The sequence below is a fragment of the Streptomyces caatingaensis genome (assembly GCF_001187435.1).
Lineage (GTDB): Bacteria > Actinomycetota > Actinomycetes > Streptomycetales > Streptomycetaceae > Streptomyces > Streptomyces caatingaensis.
In genome coordinates this window covers 177919-200506 of the sequence record NZ_LFXA01000003.1, presented here as the reverse complement: position 1 = coordinate 200506, position 22588 = coordinate 177919, and the positions used below count along the sequence as shown (strand labels likewise).

Below are 22588 nucleotides of genomic sequence, written 5' to 3'. Positions count from 1 at the left end.
CGAAGCCCACGTGAGAGACCAGCCGTGCGCGGTGCCCGACACGACGACCGGCCGCCCCACCCTGCCAGGAAGGAAGCGATGATGGAGTTGCACGAGGGAGGCGGCCGGCCGCTCCGCGAGCGGCTGGTGGCCGCTCCGCAGGCGGAGCGGCACCGTCTGCTGCTGGACCTGATCCGCACCCGCGCCGCCACCGCCACCGACGGGAAGGCCCCGGCCCTCGACGCCGGACGCGCCTTCGGCGAACAGGGGGTGCGCGGACGCGCCGCCGCCCGGCTGCGGGAGCTGCTGTCCGAGGCGACCGGCCTCGCCCTCCCGGCGACCGTCGTCTTCGACTACCCCACCCCCCGCGCCCTCGCCGCGCACCTCGACGGCCTGCTGCACGGCGGGACCACGGCGGCCGGCCCGGCCGCCGGCACCGCCGCGGCGGCCGACGAGCCCGTCGCCATCGTCGGCATGGGCTGCCGCCTGCCCGGCGGCGTGACGTCCCCCGAGGACCTGTGGGAGCTGGTGCGCACCGAGACGGACGCCATCTCCGAGTTCCCCACCGACCGCGGCTGGGACGTCGAACACGACCCGGACCCCGACCGCATCGGCACCACCGTCACCCGGCACGCCGGATTCCTCTACGACGCCCCCGACTTCGACGCCGACTTCTTCGCCATCAGCCCCGGCGAGGCCGTCACCATCGACCCCCAGCACCGGCTCCTGCTGGAGACCACCTGGGAGGCCATCGAGGGCGCCCGGCTCGACCCCACCGCCCTGCGCGGCAGCAGCACCGGCGTGTTCGTCGGCCTCATGTACAGCGAGTACGGCGCCCGCATCCGCAACGTCCCCCCGGCGGCGGAGGGTTACCGCGTCGTCGGCAGCATGCCCAGCGTCGCCTCCGGCCGCCTCGCCTACACCTTCGGCTTCGAGGGCCCCGCCGTCACGGTCGACACCGCCTGCTCGTCCTCCCTGGTGGCCATGCACCTGGCCGCCGAGTCGCTGCGCAAGGGCGAGTGCTCGCTGGCCGTGGCCGGCGGCGCCACGGTGATGTCCACGCCCTGGGGCTACATCGAGTTCAGCCGCCAGCGCGGCCTGGCCCCCGACGGACGGGCCCGCTCCTTCTCCGCCGACGCGGCCGGCAGCAGCTGGTCCGAGGGCGTGGGCGTCCTCGTCCTGGAGCGCCTGTCCGACGCGCGGCGCAACGGGCACCGCGTGCTGGCCGTGCTGCGCGGCTCGGCCGTCAACCAGGACGGCGCCTCCAACGGGCTGACCGCCCCCAACGGCCCCGCCCAGCAGCAGGTCATCCGCCAGGCGCTGGCGAGCGCCGGACTGTCCCCGGCGGACGTCGACGCCGTCGACGCCCACGGCGCCGGCACCCGCCTCGGCGACCCCATCGAGGCCCAGGCCCTGCTCGCCACCTACGGCCAGGACCGGCCCGCCGGCCGGCCGCTGTGGCTGGGCTCGCTGAAGTCCAACATCGGCCACACCCAGGCCGCGGCCGGCGTCTCCGGCGTCATCAAGATGGTCATGGCGATGCGGAAGGGCGTCCTCCCGCGCAGCCTCCACATCACCGAGCCCACCCCGGTCGTCGACTGGACCTCCGGCGCGGTGGAGCTGCTCACCGAGGCCCGGCCCTGGCCCGAGGCCGGCCGGCCGCGCCGCGCGGGCGTCTCCTCCTTCGGCGTCGGCGGCACCAACGCCCACGTCATCCTCGAACAGGCCGACCCCGAGCCCGAGGCCCCGGCCGGCCGGGGCGAGGACCGCCCGCTGCCCTGGCTCGTCTCCGGCCGCGGCCCGGCGGGCCTGCGGGCCCAGGCCGCCCGCCTCCACGCCTTCCTGGCCGGCCGCCCCGAACTCCCCGCCGCCGACGCCGCGTTCTCGCTCGCCACCTCCCGGGCCGCCCTCCCGGACCGGGCCGTCGTCGTGGCCGCCGACCGCGCCGAGGCCATGGCCCGCCTGGCCGCCCTCGCCGACGGCGAGCAGCCCGAGCAGGCCGCCGTCGGCGTCGCCGCCCACCGCGACCGCCTCGCCTTCGTCTTCCCCGGCCAGGGCTCCCAGTGGCCCGGCATGGCGGCCGAGCTGATGAGCACCTCACCGGTCTTCCGCGAGTCCATCGAGGCCTGCGAGAAGGCCCTCGAACCGTACACGGACTGGTCGTTGACGAAGGTCCTGCGCGGCAAGAGCGGCGCGCCGACCCTGGAGCGCGTCGACGTCGTGCAGCCCGCGCTGTTCGCCGTGATGGTCTCCCTCGCCGCGCTGTGGCGGTCCTTCGGCGTGGAGCCCGCCGCCGTCGTCGGCCACTCCCAGGGCGAGATCGCCGCCGCCCACGTCGCCGGCGCCCTCTCGCTGGACGACGCGGCCCGCATCGTGGCCGTCCGCAGCCGGGCCCTGCGCGTGCTGTCCGGCCGCGGCGGCATGGTCTCCGTCGCCGCCCCCGCCGACCGCGTCCGGGCCGAACTCGCCCGCCGGGACGGCGCGGTGTCGATCGCCGCCGTCAACGGCGCACGCTCCGTGGTGATCTCCGGCGACCCGGCCGCGCTCGACGCGGCCATCGAGGCCTTCACCGCGGACGGCGTGCGCGCCAAGCGCATCCCCGTGGACTACGCCTCGCACTCGGCCCAGGTGGACGAGATCCGCGAGACCCTCCTGGAGACGCTCGCGGGCATCGAACCCCGGCCCGCGAGCGTGCCGTTCTACTCCACCGTCACCGGCGAACCCCTCGACACCACCGCCCTGGACACCGCGTACTGGGTCACCAACCTCCGCGAGACCGTCCAGTTCGACCGCACGGTCCGGCGGCTCATCGAGGACGGATACACCGGCTTCGTCGAGACCAGCCCGCACCCCGTCCTCACCGTCGCCGTCCAGGAGACCGCCGACGCCGTCGGCGCCGACGGCGTCCTGACCTTCGACTCCCTGCGGCGCAACGAGGGCGGCACCGCGCGGCTGCTCACCGCGCTCGGCGAGGCCCACGTCCACGGCGTCGCCGTCGACTGGGCCCGCGCCTTCGACCACACCGCGCCGCGCCTCGTCGACCTGCCGACCTACGCCTTCCAGCGCCGCCGCTACTGGCTGGAGGAGGCCGCCGCCCCCGAGGCGGACCTGGCGTCGGCCGGACTCGACGGCGTCGACCACCCCCTGCTCGGGGCGGCCCTCGACCTGCCGGACGGCGGCACCCTGTTCACCGGCACCCTCTCGGCCCGCAGCCACCCCTGGCTCACCGACCACGGCGTCTCCGACGTCCTCGTCGTCCCCGGCACCGCCCTCGTCGAACTCGCCCTCCACGCCGGCGCCCGCACCGGCTGCGCACTCCTGGACGAACTCGTCCTCCACGCCCCGCTGATCCTCCCCGAGCAGGGCACCGTCCGCCTCCAGGCCGCCCTCGGCGCCCCCGACAGCACCGGACGGCGCACCCTCACCGTCCACGCCCGCCCCGGCGACGCCCCCGCCGACGCGCCGTGGACCCTCCACGCCGAGGGCGCCCTCGCCCGCGACACCCACCACGGCGACGAACTCCCGCAGCCCTGGCCCCCGTCCGGCGCCCAGGAGGTCGAACTCGACGACTGCTACGGCCGCCTGGCCGAGGGCGGACTCCACTACGGCCCCGCCTTCCAGGGCCTCGCCCGCTGCTGGCGCCACGACGACGACCTCCACGTCGAGGTCCGGCTCCCCGAGACCGCCGGCGACCCGGCCGGCTACGGGCTCCACCCCGCCCTCTTCGACGCCGCCCTGCACGCCGCCGCCCTCGCCGGCCCGCCCGGCGCCGGCGCCGACGACGCCGTCACCCGCCTGCCGTTCTCCTGGAGCGGCGTCGCCCTGCACGCCACCGGCGCGTCCCGGCTGCGCGCCCGCATCCGCCTCACCGGCCCCGACTCCCTGTCCCTCACCGCCACCGACACCGACGGACGCCCGGTCGCCACCGTCGCCTCCCTCGGCATGCGCCCGGTCACCGCCGAGGCCCTCCACCGCGCCGCCGCCTCGGCCGGCACCTCGCTGCTGCGCCTGGAATGGCAGCCCGCCCCCGCGCCCCGCCCCCGCGGCACCGACGCGGCCGCGCGCCGCGCCTGGATCGGCACCGGCGCGCCGGAGACCGGCTACGACCGGCACACCGACCTCGCCGCCCTGCGCGGAGTCCTGGACGCGGGCGTGCCCGACGTCGTCGTCCTCGCCCAGCCCCCCGCCGACGACGGGGACGGCGACCTCGCCGCCGCCGCGCACCGCGCCGTCCACCGCGTCCTGGCCGGCCTCCAGGAGTGGCTGGCCGACGAACGGCTCGCCGCGGCACGGCTGGTGGTGCTCACCCGCGGCGCCGTCGCCACCGCCGCCGGGGAGGTGCCCGACCCCGTCCTCGCCGCCGTGTGGGGCCTGGTGCGGTCCGCCCAGTCCGAGAACCCCGACCGCGTCACCCTCGTGGACGTCGACGGACGGGACGCGTCCACGGCGGCCCTCACCGCCGCCCTCGACGGCGGCGAGGCCCAGATCGCCGTCCGCGACGGGCACCTGCTCGTCCCGCGCCTGGCCCGTGTCGCGCCCGCCGGCGACCGCGCGGCCGCCGCCTGGCGCACCGACGGCACCGTCCTGGTGACCGGCGGACTCGGCGTCCTGGGCCGTCTCGTGATCCGCCACCTCGTCACCGCCCACGGCGTCCGCCGCCTCGTGACGGTCTCCCGCTCCGGGGCCACCGGCGAGGGCGTCGCCGACTTCCTGGACGAACTCCGCGGCCACGGCGCCGAGTTGCACATCGTGGCCGGGGACGCCGCCGACCGCGCCGTCCTCGAGGACGTGCTCGCCGGCCTGCCCGGCGAGCACCCGCTGACGGCCGTCGTGCACCTCGCCGGCGTCCTGGACGACGGCCTGCTCACCTCGCTCACCCCCGAGCGCGCCGACCGCGTCCTGCGGCCCAAGGCCGACGCCGCCTGGCACCTGCACGAGCTCACCGCCGGAACCGGCGTGCCGCTCGTGGCCTTCTCCTCGCTCGCCGGCGTCCTCGGCACCGCGGGCCAGGGCGGCTACGCGGCCGCCAACGCCTTCGTCGACGCCCTCACCGAGCGGCGGCGCGCCGCCGGATCCCCCGGCCTCGCCCTCGGCTGGGGCCTGTGGGCCGAACGCTCCGCCCTGACCGGCGACCTGGACGAGGCCGACCTGCGCCGCATGGCCCGCTCCGGCGTCCGGCCGCTCGCCGGCGACCAGGCACTCGCCCTGTTCGACCTCGCCCGCGCCGGGGACGACCCCGTCGTCTTCCCGCTCCACCTGGACACGGCGTCCCTCTCCGGAGCCGACGACGTCCCGCCCGTGCTGCGCGGCCTCGCCCGCACCGCCCCCGCCCGGCGCGCCGCCGCCCGCGCCGAGGCCGCGCCCGCCGCGGACGACGCGCTCGCCGACCGGCTCGCCCGCCTGCCGGAGGCCGAACAGGACGCCCAGCTGCTGACGCTGGTCCGCACCCACGTCGCCTCCGTCCTCGGCTACGACGACCCGCGCACCGTCGGCGAACGCCGCACCTTCACCGACATCGGATTCGACTCGCTGCGCGCCCTGCAACTGCGCAACCGGCTCAACAGCGCCACGGGACTGCGCCTGCCGGCCACGCTGGTCTTCGACCACCCCACCCCGTCGGCCCTCGGCCGGTACCTGCGCACCCGCCTCGTACCGGACGCGCCGGCGGCACCCGCCGCCACGGAGGCGCCCGCCGCGCCCCCCGCGGCGCCGGGCGGGGACGACGGTGCCATGGAACAGCTGCGTTCCGCGGCCTCCCTGGAAGAGGTCTTCGACCTCCTCGACGACCAGCTCGGCAAATAGCCGACCCCGCTCGTACCCGACAGGGAGGCTCCCCGATGCGTGTGCTGTTGATCGACAACTACGACTCGTACACCTACAACCTCTTCCAGCTCCTCGCCGAGGTCTACGGCAAGGAACCCACCGTCCTCGTCAACGACGACCCGTCGTGGCCCGGGCTCGACCCGGCGATGTTCGACTGCGTCGTCATCTCGCCCGGCCCCGGCCGCCCCCAGCACCCGGCCGACCTCGGCTTCTGCCAGGAAGTCCTCGACCGCTGGCGGGACACCCCGATCCTCGGCGTGTGCCTGGGCCACCAGGCCATCGCCCACCACCACGGCGCCGAGGTCACCGAGGGCACGCCCCGCCACGGCCACCTGGCCCGCGTCCGCCACACCGGCCGCGACCTGTTCGACGGACTGCCCCAGCACTTCACCGCCGTCCGCTACCACTCGCTCAAGGCCGGCGAACCCCTCCCGGACGAGCTGGAGGCCACCGCCTGGGCCGAGGACGGCACCCTCATGGCGCTGCGCCACCGCACCCTGCCGCGCTGGGGCGTGCAGTTCCACCCCGAGTCCATCGCCAGCGAGTGGGGCGCCCAGCTCCTCCAGAACTTCGCCCGGCTCGTCGGTGTCACCTACGCCACTGCGCCACGCGAACGGGCCCGCTGGGCCCGCCCGTTGGCGGAGGCCCCCGCCGAGGGCGCGGAGCTGGGCGCCGTCGTCGAGGTCGTCGAGCGGGCCGTGGACACCGCCGCGCTGTTCACCGAGCTGTACGCCGAGAGCCCCACCGCCTTCTGGCTCGACAGCAGCGCCCCCGGCGTCGGCCCCGCCCGCTTCTCCTTCCTCGGCGACGACTCCGGCCCCCGCGCCGAGACCCTGACCTACCGCACCGGGGAGAACGCCGTACGGGTCCGCGACGCGGCCGGCGAACGCACTGAGGACGGCACGATCTTCGAGGTCCTCCAACAGCGGCTGCGCGACCGCCGGCTGAGCACCCCGGAGCTGCCCTTCGACCTCAACGGCGGCTACGTCGGCTACTTCGGCTACGAACTCAAGGCCGAGTGCGGCAGCCCGAACGTCCACCGGGCCGAAACCCCCGACGCCGTCTGGACGTTCGCCGACCGCCTCGTCGCCGTCGACCACCTGGAGAACACCACCTACGTCGTCGCCCTCTGCGGCACCGGCGACGGCGAACGCGACGCCGCCCGCTCCTGGACGGCCGACACCGCCCGCCGCGCCCGCTCCCTGCCCGCACCCGCGGCCGGAACCACACCCGTCCCGGCCGCCACCGCACCCTCCGAGAGCGTCGACATCGCCCGCGACCGCGGCCGGTACGTGGGCGACATCAAGGACTGCCTCGACGAACTCCACAGCGGCGAGAGCTACGAGATCTGCCTCACCAACCGCATCCGGCTCCCCGAGCTGAAGGACCCCCTCGCCTACCACCTCCTGCTGCGCCGCCTCAACCCCGCGCCCTACGGCGCCTTCCTGCGCCACGACGGCGTCAGCGTCGTCTGCTCCTCCCCGGAGCGGTTCCTGCGCGTCGACCGCGACGGCGTCGTCGAGAGCCGGCCGATCAAGGGGACCGCGCCCCGCGGCGCGGACCCCGCCGCCGACGAGGCCCTGCGCGCCTCCCTGGCCGCCTCGGCCAAGACCCGCGCCGAGAACCTGATGATCGTCGACCTGCTCCGCAACGACCTCGGCCGGGTCTGCGAGGTCGGCTCCGTCGACGTCCCCGCCTACATGGTGACCGAGACCTACGCGACGGTGCACCAGCTCGTCACCACCGTCCGCGGCCGGCTGCGGCACGACGTGGACCCGGTCGGCTGCGTCCGCGCCTGCTTCCCCGGCGGCTCGATGACGGGCGCCCCCAAGCTGCGGACGATGGCCATCATCGACCGCCTGGAGCAGGAGGCGCGCGGCATCTACTCCGGCACCATCGGCTACTTCGGGCTCTCCGGCGGCGCGGACCTCAACATCGTCATCCGCACCGCCGTCAGCTCCGGCGCGGGCACGGTGATCGGCACCGGCGGCGCCATCGTCCTCGACTCCGACCCGGACGAGGAGTTCGACGAGGTGCTGCTCAAGGGCCACGCCCTGGTGCGGGCCCACGCACTGCTGGAAGGGGGCGACGCGGCCCCGTAGCGCGGCCCCTCCGCCCGTCCGGCACGGGCTTCAAGATCGCATCAAGATCCGTCGCACACAATGCGGGGCGGCAGCGCGCCCGTACGCCAACGGAAGGACCCACCATGTCGACCCCCACCGCACCCACCGATCCGTCCTGGGCGGACCTGCCGTTCCTGGACTTCACCGACCCGTCGTTCTCCTGGGACTCGCCGGCCGTGGCCGAGGCCCGCGAGAAGTCCTGGATCGCCCGCACCCCGCTGGCCCTGCTCGTCCTGCGCTACGAGGAGGCCGACCAGCTCGCCCGCGACAAGCGGCTGATCTCCGGCTTCCGCGGCCTCGTGGACATGGTCGGCACCCCCGAGGGCCCGGTGCGCGACTTCATGGTCGACTTCCTGCAGAGCCTGGACGGCGCCGACCACCGCCGCCTGCGCGGCCTGGCCACCCACCCCTTCACCCCCCGCCGCATCACCGCCGTCCAGCCCTTCGTCCGCTCCACCGTCGAGCGGCTCGTCGACGAACTCCCCGACGGCGAGTTCGACTTCGTCAAGCACTTCGCCCACCCGCTGCCCGCCCTCGTCATGTGCCAGCTCCTGGGCTTCCCGCTGGAGGATTACGACACCGTCGGCCGCCTGTCCGTCGAGACCAACCTCGGCCTGGCCCTCTCCAGCGACCGGGACGTCCTCGTCAAGGTCGAACAGGGCCTCGGTCGCATGTTCGACTACCTGGTGGCGGCCATCGAGAAGCGCAAGGCCGACCCCGGCGACGACCTCACCTCCGACATCGTCCGCGCCTTCCACGACGGCGTCCTCGACGACTACGAGCTGCGCACCCTCGTCGCCACCGTCCTCGTCGCCGGCTACGAGACCACCAACCACCAGCTCGCCCTCGCCATGTACGACTTCGCCCAGCACCCCGACCAGTGGATGAAGCTCAAGGAGAACCCCGGGCTCGCCCCCCAGGCCGTCGAGGAGGTGCTGCGCTGGAGCCCCACCCTGCCCGTCACGGCCACCCGCACCGCCGCCGAGGACTTCGAGGTCAACGGCGTCCGCATCCCCACCGGAACCCCGGTCTTCATGTGCGCCCACGCCGCGCACCGCGACCCCTCGGTCTTCGCCGACCCCGACACCTTCGACATCACCGTCAAGCGCGAGGCCCCCTCCATCGCCTTCGGCGGCGGCCCGCACTTCTGCCTGGGCACCGCGCTCGCCCGCCTCGAACTCACCGAGGCCGTCGCCGCGTTGGCCACCCGGCTCGACCCGCCGCAGATCACCGGCGACATCACCTGGCGGCACGAACTCGGCGTCGCCGGCCCGGACACCCTGCCGCTGCGCTTCGGCGCGGCCTGACGTCCCCCGCCCCCGAGGTCCGGAAACTCCTGCGAAGGGCAGCACGTTCGACATGACCAACGACGCCAAGACGCTCGACTACCTCAAGCGCCTCACCGCCGAGCTGTTGGAGACCCGGGAGCGCCTGCGCACCGCGGAGGCCGCGGACCAGGAGCCCGTCGCCGTGGTGTCGATGGGCTGCCGCTACCCCGGAGGGGTCGCCTCGCCGGAGGACCTGTGGCGGCTGGTGACCGACGGGACCGACGCCATCGCCCCCTTCCCGGCCGACCGCGGCTGGGACCTGGACGGCCTCTTCGACCCGGACCCCGACCGGCCCGGCCGCACCTACGCCCTCGAAGGCGGATTCGTGGACGGCGCCGCCGAGTTCGACGCCGACCTCTTCGGGATCAGCCCGCGCGAGGCCACCGCGATGGACCCCCAGCAGCGGCTGCTGCTGGAGACCGCCTGGGAGACCTTCGAACGGGCCGGGACGGACCCCGAGTCGCTGGCCGGCCGGCCCGTCGGCGTCTTCGTCGGCTCCCTCTTCGTCGCCGGCGGCAGCGGCGTCGGCCCGGCCGAGGGCGCCGAGGGCTACCACATGACCGGCAACGCCGCCAGCGTGCTGTCCGGGCGCCTGGCCTACGCGTTCGGCCTCGAAGGCCCCGCCGTCACCGTCGACACCGCCTGCTCGGCGTCCCTCGTCGCCGTGCACCAGGCCGTGCAGGCCCTGCGGCGCGGCGAGTGCTCCATGGCGCTGGCCGGCGGGTCCACCGTGATGACCACGCCGGGCGTCTTCACCGAGTTCAGCCGGCAGCGCGGGCTCGCCCCCGACGGCCGGTGCAAGGCGTTCGCCGCCGCCGCGGACGGGACCGGCTTCGGCGAGGGCGTCGGCCTCGTCCTGCTGGAGAAGCTGTCGGACGCCCAAAGGAACGGCCACCCGGTCCTCGCCGTCATCCGCGGCTCCGCCGTCAACCAGGACGGCGCCTCCAACGGGCTCACCGCCCCCAACGGCCCCGCCCAACAGCGCGTCATCCAGCAGGCGTTGACCGCCTCCGGACTGACGCCCGACGACGTCGACGCCGTCGAGGCGCACGGCACCGGCACCTCCCTCGGCGACCCCGTCGAGGCCCAGGCGCTGCTCGCCGCCTACGGCGGGAACCGCCCCGCGGACCGGCCCCTGTGGCTGGGGTCCGTCAAGTCCAACCTCGGCCACACCCAGGGCGCCGCCGGCGTCGCCGGACTCATCAAGATGGTCATGGCGGTGCGCCACGGCGTCCTCCCGATGACCCTGCACGCCGACGAGCCCTCCGCGCACGTCGACTGGGAGTCCGGCGGCGTCCGCCTGCTGACCGCCAACCGCGACTGGCCCGACACCGGCCGCCCCCGCCGCGCCGGCGTCTCCTCCTTCGGCATCAGCGGCACCAACGCCCACCTCGTCGTCGAACAGGCCCCCGACGGCGACGTGGTGGAGCCGGAGCCCGCGGGCCCGGCCCCCGCGCGGATCCCGTGGGTGCTCTCCGCCCGCGGCGAGCAGGCCCTGCGCGCCCAGGCCCGACGGCTGCTGGACGAGGTCCAGGACCGCCCCGGGCCCCGCCCGGTCGACATCGGCCGGTCACTGGCCACCTCCCGCGCCGCCCTCGACCGGCGGGCCGTGGTGTGGGCCCGCGACCGCGACGGCCTGATCGCGGGCCTCACGGCACTGGCCCAGGACCGGCCCGCCCCCGGCGTCGTCACCGGAACCGCCGCCGAGGGCCGCCTGGCGTTCCTCTTCTCCGGACAGGGCAGCCAACGCCCCGGCATGGGACGGGAGCTGGCCGAGGCGTTCCCCGTCTTCGCGGAGAAACTCGACGAGATGTGCGGCCTCCTGGACCGGCACCTCGAACGGCCCCTCAAGGACGTCCTGTTCGCGGACGAGGGCACGCCCGAGGCCGCCCTGCTGGAACAGACCGCCTGGACCCAGGCCGCCCTCTTCGCCCACGAGGTGGCCCTCCACCACCTCCTCACCCACTGGGGCCTCGTCCCCGACCTCCTGCTCGGCCACTCCATCGGCGAACTGACCGCCGCGCACGTCGCCGGCGTCCTGCCGGCCGAGGACGCGTGCGCCCTCGTCGCCGCCCGCGGCCGCCTGATGCAGGAACTCCCGGGCGCCGGGGCCATGGTGTCGGTCCGCGCGACCGAGGAGGAGATCCGGCCCTGGATCGCCGGGCGCGCGCACCTGCTGTCCGTCGCGGCCGTCAACGGCCCCGAGTCCGTCGTGGTCTCCGGCGACGAGACCGCCGTCCTGGAGTGCGCCGCGCACTGGCGCGGGCAGGGCCGCAAGACCAAGCGGCTGCGCGTCAGCCACGCCTTCCACTCCCCGCACATGGACGGCATGCTCAAGGAGTTCGGCCGGATCGCCGAGAAGCTGACCTTCCACCCGCCCCGCATCCCCGTCGTCTCCAACCTCACCGGCGACATCGCCGCCGCCGGGGACCTGTGCTCCCCGGACTACTGGGTGCGCCACGCCCGCGAGGCCGTCCGCTTCCACGACGGCGTGCGCCGGCTCGTGGCCGAGGGCGCGCACACCTTCCTGGAGGTCGGGCCCTCCGGCGTCCTCACCGCCATGGCCCAGGACTGCCTCGCCGGCGAACCGGCCGCCGCCGGCGCCGTGTCGGCCGCCGTCTCGCGCGGCGGCCGCCCCGAGCCCGACGCCGCCCTCGCGGCGGTCGCCACGGCGTACGCCCACGGCGTCCGCGTCGACTGGGACCGCTTCTTCGACGGCACCGGCGCCCGCCGCGTCGGCCTGCCCACCTACGCCTTCCAGCGCCGCCGCTACCCCTGGACGGCGGCCGGGCCGTCCGCCGACATGAGCGCCACGGGCCTCGCCGGGCTCTCCCACCCGCTGCTCGGCGCCTCCCTCGAACTCGCCGACGACGGGGGCCTCGCCCTCAGCGGACGGCTCGGCCCGCGCACCGAGCCGTGGCTGGCCGACCACGTCGTCCTCGGCTCGGCGCTCCTCCCGGGCACCGCCGTCGTGGAGACGGCCCTCCGCGCCGGTGCCGAGACCGGCTGCCGGACCCTGGCCGAACTGACCCAGGAGGCCCCGCTCGCCGTGCCCGAGGACGGCGCCGTCCACCTCCAGGTCCGCGTCGGCCCGGCGGACGGGCGCGGACACCGCCGGCTCGCCGTCCACTCGCGGCCCGAGGGCGCCGGGCCGGACGAGCCCTGGACCTGCCACGCCCGCGGCACCCTCGCCCCGGAGACCGCCGCCGCGCCGGCCGCCGGCACGGCATGGCCGCCCTCCGGCGCCGAACCCGTCCCGCTGGACGGCTTCTACGAGCGCCTGGAGGCCGGGGGCTTCGCCTACGGCCCCGCGTTCCGCGGGCTGACGCGCGCCTGGCGGCTCGGCGAGGAGGTGTTCGCGGAGATCGCCCTCCCCGAGGGCGCCCGCCCCGGCGCCGACCGCTACGGCGTCCACCCCGCCCTCCTCGACGCCGCCCTCCACACGGCCCTGCTGCGCGACGCCGCGGCCGACGACCCGTCCCAGGTGCGGATCCCCTTCTCCTGGCACGACGTCGCCCTCCACGGCCCGGGCGCGCCCGTGCTGCGCGCCCGCCTGGCCCCCGCCGGGACGGACGCCGTCTCCCTCGCCCTGTGGGACGAGCGGGGCACGCCCGTCGCGTCGGTCGGCACGCTGGTCAGCCGCCCGGTCTCCGCCGGTCAGCTGCGGGCCTCCCGCACCCACGACACGCTCTTCCGCCTCGACTGGACGCCGGCCGGCATCACCCCGGCGCCCGCGCACTGCGTCGTCCTGGGCGACGCCGCCCTGGCCGCGGAGGCGGCGCTCCCGTCCTTCGCGGACCTCGCCGCGCTGGCGGCGGCGACGGAGGCGGGGGAGCCGGCGCCGGAGCTGGTGATCCTGCCGTGCGGTGCCGCCGCGGCGGCCGGTGGCGACGCCGGCGACGACGACCGGGCCGCGGCCGCCCGTTCCCTCGCCTCCCGCGCCCTGGCGACCCTCCAGGACTGGCTCGCCGACGGGCGCTGGGCCGGCTCCCGCCTCGCGGTGGTGACGCGCGGCGCCATGAGCACCACCGACGGCGAACCGGTCGGCGACCTGTCCGCCGCCGCCGTCTGGGGCCTGGTCCGCTCCGCGCAGACCGAGCACCCCGGCCGCCTCCTCCTGGCCGACCTCGACGGCGACGCCGCGTCGGCCGCCGCCCTCCCCGGCGTCCTGGGCGGCGCCGGCGACGAACCCCAACTCGCCCTGCGGCACGGGGAGGTGCTCGTCCCGCGGCTCGCCCGCGGCGTCCCCGCCGGCAGCCTCGTCCCGCCGCCCGGGACCGACGCCTGGCACCTGACGCTGACCGGCGGGGGCACGGTCGACGACCTGGCCCTCACCCCCTACCCCGAGGCGGCCGCCGCACTGGCCCCCGGCCGGGTCCGCGTCGCGGTGCGCGCCGCCGGGCTCAACTTCCGCGACGTCGTCATGGCCCTGGGCATGGTGCCCGACCGGCGGGCGCTGGGCGGCGAGATCGCCGGCGTGGTCACCGAAGTGGCCCCGGACGTCGACGGGTTCGCCCCCGGCGACCGCGTGTTCGGGCTCGCGGACGGCTGCCTCGGCCCCGTCGCCGTCGTGGACCACCGCCTGATCGCCCGCATCCCCGAGGGCTGGTCCTTCCCGCAGGCCGCGTCCGTGCCCGTCACCTTCCTGACCGCCTACTACGGCCTGGTGGACCTCGCCGGCGTCCGGGCGGGGGACCGCGTCCTGGTGCACGCGGCGGCCGGCGGCGTCGGCATGGCCGCCGTCCAGCTCGCCCGGCACCTGGGGGCCGAGGTCTTCGCCACGGCCGGACCGGCCAAGTGGGACGCCGTCCGCGCCCTGGGCGTGGACGACGACCACCTCGCGTCCTCGCGCACCGGCGAGTTCGAGGAGCGCTTCGCCGCCGCGACCGGCGGCCGGGGCGTCGACGTCGTCCTCAACTCCCTCGCGGGGGAGATGGCCGACGCCTCGCTGCGCCTCGTGCGCCCGGGCGGCCGGTTCGTCGAGATGGGCAAGACCGACATCCGGGACGCCGACGAGGTCGCGGCCGCCCACGAGGGCGTCGCCTACCGGGCGTTCGACCTCATGGACGCCGGAGCCGGGCGCATCGCCGGGATGTTCGCCGACCTCCTCGCCCTCTTCGGGGACGGACGGCTCGCCCTCGTCCCCGTGACGACCTGGGACGTGCGGCAGGCGCCCGAGGCGTTCCGCCACTTCGCCCAGGCCCGCCACATCGGCAAGATCGTCCTGACCGTGCCGCCCGCCTGGAACCCCGACGGGACCGTCCTCGTCACCGGCGCCTCCGGCGGAGTCGCCGCCCACCTGGTCCGGCACCTGGTCCGCACCCGCGGCGTACGGCACCTGCTGCTCGCCAGCCGCCGCGGGCCCGACGCCGAGGGCATGGCCGAACTCACCGCCGAACTGCGGGAGTCGGGCGCGCGGACGGTCCGGGCCGTCTCCTGCGACTGCGCCGACCGCACCGCCGTCGCCGCACTGCTCGCCTCGGTGCCGGACGAACATCCGCTCACCGCCGTGATCCACACCGTGGGCGTGGTCGACGACGGCCTCCTGGAGGACATGACACCCGAGCGCCTCGACACCGTCTTCCGCCCCAAGGCCGACGGCGCCTGGCACCTCCACGACCTCACCCGCGACCGGGACCTCGCCGCCTTCGCCGTCTGCTCCTCCGTCGCCGGCACCCTCGGCACCGCCGCCCAGGCCAACTACGCGGCCGCCAACGCCTTCCTCGACGCCCTCGCCGCCCACCGCCGCGACCGGGGCCTGCCCGCCACCTCCCTGGCCTGGGGCATGTGGGCCGGCACCGGCGGCATGGCCGCCGACCTCTCCCGCACCGACCTCGACCGGATGCGGCGCTCCGGCATCACCGGCCTGACCACCGAGGACGGCCTCGCCCTCTTCGACACCGCGCTCGCCGCCGACCGCCCCGTCTGGCTGCCCGTACGGCTCGACACCACGGCCCTGCGCCGCACCGCCGAGAGCGGCACCCTCCCGGCCCCGCTGCGCGGTCTCGTCCACGTCCCCGCCGCGGAGGCCGCACCGCCCCCGGCCGCCGACGCGCTGCGCGGCCGCCTGGCGGCGCTCGCCCCCGAGGAGCGCGCCGAGGCGGTCCTCGACCTGGTGCGCGGGCAGGTCGCCGTCGTCCTCGGACACGGCGCACCCGACGGCATCGACCCCCAACGCGCCTTCAAGGACCTCGGGTTCGACTCCCTCACCGCCGTGGAACTGCGCAACCGCCTGGGCGCCGCCACCGGCCTGACCCTGCCCGCCACCCTCGTCTTCGACCACCCCACCCCCGCCGCCCTCACCGACCACATCGGCACCGCCCTCCTGGCCGGCCTGGGCTCCCCGGCCGACCCCCTCCTCGCCCGCCTCGACGACTGGGCCGCCGCCCTCGGCCGCACCGCGCTCGACGACGACGGACGCGAACGCGTGGCCGCCCGGCTGCGCGCCCTCGCCGAGCAGTGGGCCGGGACGGCGGACGGCCACGGCGGCGCGACCGGCGTCGCCGACGAACTCGACCACGCGACCGACGACGAAGTCATCGACTTCATCAGCAACGAACTCGGCATCTCCTGACCCGGGCCGCACCAGGGACGCGAGGAGACAACGGTGACTTCGACACGAGGTGGACTCTGATGGCAACGGACGACAAGATCCGCTACTTCCTCAAGAAGGTGACCGCCGACCTCCACGAGACGCGCGGCCGCCTCAAGGAGCTCGAGGACGCCGCCGCGGAACCGGTCGCGGTGGTGGCGATGGGCTGCCGCTTCCCGGGACACGTCCGCTCCCCGGAGGACCTGTGGCGCCTCGTCGTCACCGGCCAGGACGCGGTCACGCCCTTCCCCGGCGACCGCGGCTGGGCCCTGGACGGCCTCTACGACCCCGACCCCGACCGGCCCGGCACCACCTACGCCCGCGAGGGCGGCTTCCTCGACGACGTCGCCTCCTTCGACGCCGGCCTGTTCGGGGTCAGCCCCCGCGAGGCCCTCGCCCTCGACCCCCAGCAGCGCCTGCTGCTGGAGGTCACCTGGGAGACGCTCGAACGCGCCGGCATCACCCCGTCCTCCCTGCGCGGCAGCCGCACCGGCGTCTTCGTCGGCACCAGCAGCCAGGAGTACGCCTACCTCGTCCGCGAGTCCCGGGAGAACCTGGAGGGCTACTCCACCGGCTTCCTCGCCTGTGTCCTCTCCGGCCGCCTCGCCTACACCTTCGGCCTCGAAGGCCCCGCCGTCACCGTCGACACCGGCTGCTCCGCGTCCCTCGTCGCCCTGCACCAGGCCGTCCAGGCCCTGCGCGCCGGCGAGTGCACCATGGCCCTCGCCGGCGGCGCCGCCGTCATGGCCACGCCCGGCATGTTCGTCGAGTTCAGCCGCCAGCGCGGCATGGCCGCCGACGGCCGCTGCAAGGCGTTCTCCGCGCGGGCCGACGGCACCGGCTGGGGCGAGGGCGTCGGCATGGTGCTGCTGGAGAAGCTGTCGGACGCCCGGAGGAACGGCCACCCGGTCCTCGCCCTCGTCCGCGGCTCCGCCGTCAACCAGGACGGCGCCTCCAACGGCCTGACCGCCCCCAACGGCCCCTCCCAGCAGCGCGTCATCCGCGCCGCGCTGGCCAACGCGCGGCTCACCCCCGCCGACGTGGACGCCGTCGAGGCCCACGGCACCGGCACCTCCCTCGGCGACCCCATCGAAGCCCAGGCCCTCCTGGCCACCTACGGCCAGGAACGCGCCGACGGCGAACCCCTGTGGCTGGGCTCCCTCAAGTCCAACGTCGGCCACACGCAGGCCGCCGCGGGCGTCGGCGGCGTCATCAAGATGGTCATGGCCCTGCGCAAGGGCGTCCTGCCGCCCACCCTCCACGCCGACGACCCCACACCGCACGTCGACTGGTCCTCCGGCGCGGTCGAACTGCTCACCGAGGCCCGCGACTGGCCGGGCACCGGCCGCCCGCGCCGGGCCGGCGTCTCGTCGTTCGGCATCAGCGGCACCAACGCCCACCTGATCCTGGAGCAGGCGGACGAGGCGCCCGCCACGGCCGAGGACGCCGCCGCCCGACAGCCCGGCGACGCGACCGCCACGGCGGACGAACCGGCCCCCGCCCGGGCGCCGTGGCCCTGGCTCGTCTCCGCCCGCACCCCGCAGGGCCTGCGCGAACAGGCCGCCCGCCTGCGCGACCACGTCTTCGACCACCCCGAACTCTCCCCGCCCGACGTCGGCCACTCCCTCCTCGCCTCGCGCACCCTCTTCGACCACCGCGCCGTCGTCCTCGGCTCCCACCGCGACGACTACCTCACCGGCCTCACCGCCCTCGCCGAGGGCCGTGGCGCCCCCGGCCTGGTGGAGGGCGTCGCCGCCGACGCCGGCGGCAAGCCCGTGTTCGTCTTCCCCGGCCAGGGATCCCAATGGGCCGGAATGGCCGCCGCGTTGTACCGCGACGCACCGGTCTTCCGCGACACGCTCCACCGCTGCGCCGCCGCCGTCGAACCCCACGCCGACTTCTCCCTCGTGGACGTCGTCTGCGGCGCCGACGACGCCGCCTCCCTGGACCGCGTCGACGTCGTCCAGCCCGCGCTGTGGGCCATGATGGTCTCGCTCGCCGCCCTGTGGCGCGCCCACGGCGTCGAACCCGGCGCCGTCGTCGGCCACTCCCAGGGCGAGATCGCCGCCGCCGTCGTCGCGGGCGCCCTCTCCCTCGAACACGGCGCCCAGATCGTCGCGTTGCGCTCCCGCCTCGTCGCCAAGCGCCTCTCCGGCCGCGGCGGCATGGCCTTCCTCGCCCTGCCCGCCGACAAGGCCCGCGAACGCCTCGCCCGGTGGGGCGAGCGCCTGTCCGTCGCCGCCGTCAACAGCCCCTCGTCCGTGGTCGTCTCGGGCGAACCCGAGGCGCTGGACGAACTGCTGGCCGCCGCCGAGGACGAGGGCGTCCGCGCCCTCCGCGTCGCCGTCGACTACGCCTCCCACTCGGCCCACGTCGCATCCCTGGAGGCCGAACTCGCCCCGCTGCTCGCCGGGATCGAACCCCGCACGGCCCGGATCCCGTTCTTCTCGACCGTCACCGGCGAGCGGATCGACACCGCCGGCCTCGACCCCGCGTACTGGTACCGCAACCTGAGGCAGACCGTCCACTTCGACCCCGCCGTCCGCGGCCTCGTCGCCGCCGGACACCGGACGTACATCGAGATGAGCCCGCACCCGGTCATCGCCGTCTCCGTCGAGGAGGTGCTCGACGACACCGCCACCGACGGCGTCGTCCTCGCCTCCCTCCGCCGCGGCGAGGGCGGCCTCCCGCGCTTCCTGACGTCCCTCGCCGAGGCCCACGTCCGCGGCGTCCCGGTCGACTGGACGGACCGCTTCGGCCCGCGCCGCCGCGTCGTGGACCTCCCCACCCACGCCTTCCAGCGCCGCCGCTACTGGCTGGACGCCGCGCCCCCCGCCGCCCCGAAGGAGACCACCGCCGCGGTGGGGGAGGCGGAGCCCGAGACCCCCGCCGCCGCGTTCCGCCGGCACCTCGCCGCCCTCCCGGAGGCCGAACGCCGGCGCCTGGCACTGGAGACGGTCTGCGAACACGCCGCCACCGTCCTGAACCTGGCCTCCGCGGCGGACGTCGACGCCACCAAGCCCTTCACCGACCTCGGGTTCGTCTCGATGACGGCCATGGAGCTGCGCAACCGCCTCGACACCGCCACCGGCGTCCGCCTCTCCCCGGCCGCCGCCTTCGACCACCCCACCCCCGAGAAGCTCTCCGCCCACCTGCTGTCCCACCTCGCCGGCACCGACGACCGCCCGGCGGAGGAGACGCACCCGGCCCCCGCCGCCGGCGAGCCGATCGCCATCGTCGCCATGGGCTGCCGCTACGCCGGCGACGTCGCCTCCCCCGAGCAGCTCTGGGACCTGGTCGCCTCCGGACGCGACGCCGTCTCCTCCATGCCCCGCAACCGCGGCTGGGACGTCGACGGCCTCTACGACCCCGAACCGGGCAGGCCGGGACGCACCTACGTCAACCGCGGCGGATTCCTGCGCGACGCCGACCAGTTCGACCCCCTCCTCTTCGGCATCAGCCCGCGCGAGGCCCTGGCCATGGACCCCCAGCAGCGCCACCTCCTCGAAGTGGCCTGGGAGGTCTTCGAACGCGCCCGGATGTCCCCCGACGCCGTACGCGGCAGCCGCACCGGCGTGTTCGTCGGCATCGCCGGCCAGGACTACCTGCCGCTGATGAAGACCGCCCCCGAGGAGGACGGCGCCGGCCACCTGATGACCGGCACCTCCACGAGCGTCGCCTCCGGCCGCATCGCCTACACCTTCGGCCTGGAAGGCCCGGCCGTCACCGTCGACACCGCCTGCTCCTCGTCGCTCGTCGCCCTCCACCTCGCCGTCCAGGCCCTGCGGCAGGGCGACTGCACGGCCGCCCTGGTGGCCGGGGCCACGATCCTCTCGACCCCCGGCGCGTTCGTGGAGTTCAGCCAGGCCGGCGGGCTCGCCCCCGACGGGCGCTGCAAGGCGTTCGCCGCCTCCGCCGACGGCACCGGCTGGGGCGAGGGCGTCGGCGCCCTCCTGATCGAACCCCTCTCCGAGGCCCGCCGCCACGGCCACCCCGTCCTCGCCCTCGTCCGCGGCACCGCCACCAACCAGGACGGCGCCAGCAACGGCCTCTCCGCCCCCAACGGCACCGCCCAGCGCCGCGTCATCCGCGCCGCGCTGGCCAACGCGCGGCTCACCCCCTCCGAGGTGGACGCCGTCGAGGCCCACGGCACCGGCACCACCCTCGGCGACCCCATCGAGGCCGAGGCCCTCCTCGCCACCTACGGCCAGGACCGCCCGGCCCACGCGCCCCTGTGGGTCGGCTCGCTGAAGTCCAACATCGGCCACACCGCCGCCGCGGCCGGCGTCGGCGGCGTCATCAAGATGGTCATGGCCCTGCGCGAGGGCGTCCTGCCGCCCACCCTCCACGCCGACGACCCCACACCGCACGTCGACTGGTCGTCCGGCGGCGTCGAGCTGCTGACCGAGGCCCGCCCGTGGCCCGACAGCGGACGCGCCCGCCGCGCCGCCGTCTCCGCCTTCGGCATCAGCGGCACCAACGCGCACGTCGTCCTCGAACAGGCACCGGGGGAGGAGCCGGCCGAACCGCCCGCCCCCGCCGCCGCGTTGCCCCTCGTCCCCTGGATCCTCTCCGGCCGCACCGAACAGGCCCTGCGCGACCAGGCCGGCCGCCTGCGCCACCACGTGGACGAGCGCCCGGACCTCGAACCCGCCGACGTGGCCCGCTCGTTGGCGGCCACCCGGGCCGGCCTCGACCACCGCGCCGTCGTCCTCGGCCACGACCGGGACGCGGCCCTGGAGGCCCTGTCCCGGCTGGCGGAGGGCGGCGAGGCGCCGAACCTCGTACGGGGCACGGCCCGTTCGCGCGGCACGGTCGCGTTCCTGTTCTCCGGCGAGCTCCACGGGACCGGCCCCGGAGCTGAGCTGTACCCCCGCGTGCCGGCCTTCGCCGAGGCCGTGCACGAGATCGCCACCGCGTTCGCCGCGCACCTCGGCCGGCCGGCGGCGGAGATCCTGGAGCCGGGCGACGACCCCGTCCTCCGGCGGGCCGCGCGGTTCACCGAGAGCGTGGCGCTGTTCCGCCTGCTGGAGCACTGGGGGATCACCCCGGCCCTCGTCCACGGCCGCGGCACCGGCGGGCCGGCCGCCGCGCACTGCGCGGGCGCGCTGTCCCTGGCGGACGCGGTCGCCCTGGTGGCCGACCCGGACGCCACCGTCGCCGGCCGCACCGTCCACCCGCCGGCGATCCCCCTCGTCTCCGGCCGGACGGGCCGTCCCGCCACCCTCGACGAGCTGCGCTCCCCGGAGCACTGGGCCCGGACGGAAGAGGAGGACGGCCCGCACCGGCTCGCCCCCGAAGGGGTGCGCGACGTCCTGCGCATCGGCCCGGCGGCCGCCGGGCAGGAGGCCGCCGGGCTGCCGACGGACGACGTGGAAACCCTCTTCGCCTCGCTGGCCCGCCTGCATGTCGCCGGCGTCACCGTGGACTGGGACCGGATGCTCACCGACGCCGGCGCCCGCCTGGTGGAACTGCCCACCTACGCCTTCCAGCACGAGCGCTACTGGCCGGAGCCGGCCGGGGTCACCGCCCGGTCCGAGGACGGCGGCCGCCCGGCGGCCGCGGACCGGGGCCGGGAGTTCCGCGAGAAGCTGGCCGCCGCGTCCGAGGACGAACGCCCGGAGATCATCGCCGGCCGCGTCCGCGAACTCGTCGCCACCGTCCTCAGGCTCGGCGACGCCGGCTCCCTCGACGACGAAACCCCGCTCCCCGAGCTGGGCTTCGACTCACTGACCGCGGTGGACCTGCGCAACCGCCTCGGAGCGGACCTGGGCCTGCGCCTGCCCCCGGCCCTGGTCTTCCAGCACCCGACCGTCACGGACCTGGCCCGGCACCTGGCCGGACAGTGGACCCCCGCGGACACCGAGGCCCCCGCCGAAACCCAGCCGTCCACCCTGGCCCCCCTGTTCGCCCACGCCGCCGGGACGGGCCGGACGGACGAGCTCCAGGAACTCGTCCTGCGCCTGGCCCGCTTCCGCCCCACCTTCGACACGCCCGAGGAGCGGCACCGCGTCCCCCACGTCCGCGTCGCCCGGGGCGCCGCCGACGGCGCGAAACTGATCTGCTTCCCGACGTTCGCCGGCGGCTCGGGCGCCCACCAGTACGCCCGCCTCGCCGCCGCCTCCGCCGGCGAACGCGACATCTGGGTCCTGCCGGCCCCCGGCTTCACCTGGCGGGAACCGCTCCCCGCCACCGTCGGGGCGCTGGCCCGCCTCCAGGCCGACAGCGTCGAGGAGTGCGCCGCGGGACAGCCGGCCGTCCTGGTCGGCTACTCGGCGGGCGGCTGGATCGCCCACGCCACCGCGGCCGTCCTCCAGGAACGCGGCACGCCTCCCGCCGCCGTCGTCCTCCTGGACAGCCACCGCCCGGACAGCCCGATGCTCCCGCGCCTCCACGCCCACATCGACGGCGCCCGCGAGGAGGTCCTGTGGGCCGAAGGCACCCATGACGACGCCTACATGACGGCCATGGCCCACTACGCCCACCTCTTCCGCACCTGGACCCCGGAGCCCCTCACGGCCCCCACCCTTCTCGTGCGCGCCCTGGAACCCCCCTTCCCCGGAGCCCCGGCCGACTGGCGCCCCCAGTGGCCCCTCCCGCACACCGCCGCCGGCACCGCCGGCACCCACTTCTCGATCATCCGCGAGCACGGCGCGTCCGCCCTCCGGGCGGTGCACACCTGGCTCGACGGCCTCCGCTGAGGCATCCGCCGAGGCATCCGCCGAGGAACGACGACGTCCCGA

At 76.3% G+C, this 22588-nt stretch carries 4 protein-coding genes and 2 pseudogenes; all 6 read left to right on the top strand.

What is annotated here, in order from left to right:
• Window positions 1-24: 24 nt before the first annotated feature.
• Window positions 25-4491, top strand: a pseudogene (locus tag AC230_RS07260) (type I polyketide synthase); the annotation flags it as partial.
• A 75-nt stretch (window positions 4492-4566) separates the two neighbouring features.
• Window positions 4567-5781 carry a type I polyketide synthase gene (locus AC230_RS34790; protein WP_479683261.1) on the top strand — a complete coding sequence of 405 codons (1215 nt, stop codon included), beginning with the start codon at window positions 4567-4569 and terminating at the stop codon, window positions 5779-5781.
• 35 nt (window positions 5782-5816) lie between these two features.
• Complete coding sequence (pabB, locus tag AC230_RS07255; protein WP_049715217.1) at window positions 5817-7904, top strand: aminodeoxychorismate synthase component I; 2088 nt, start codon at window positions 5817-5819, stop codon at window positions 7902-7904.
• Window positions 7905-8008: 104 nt separating this feature from the next.
• Window positions 8009-9232, top strand: a complete 1224-nt coding sequence (locus AC230_RS07250) for a cytochrome P450 (RefSeq protein ID WP_049715216.1) — start codon at window positions 8009-8011, stop codon at window positions 9230-9232.
• A 133-nt stretch (window positions 9233-9365) separates the two neighbouring features.
• Window positions 9366-15827, top strand: a pseudogene (locus AC230_RS07245) (type I polyketide synthase); the annotation flags it as partial.
• A gap of 59 nt (window positions 15828-15886) precedes the next feature.
• Window positions 15887-22546, top strand: a complete 6660-nt coding sequence (locus tag AC230_RS07240; protein ID WP_053161065.1) for a type I polyketide synthase — start codon at window positions 15887-15889, stop codon at window positions 22544-22546.
• The last annotated feature ends 42 nt before the right edge of the window (window positions 22547-22588 follow it).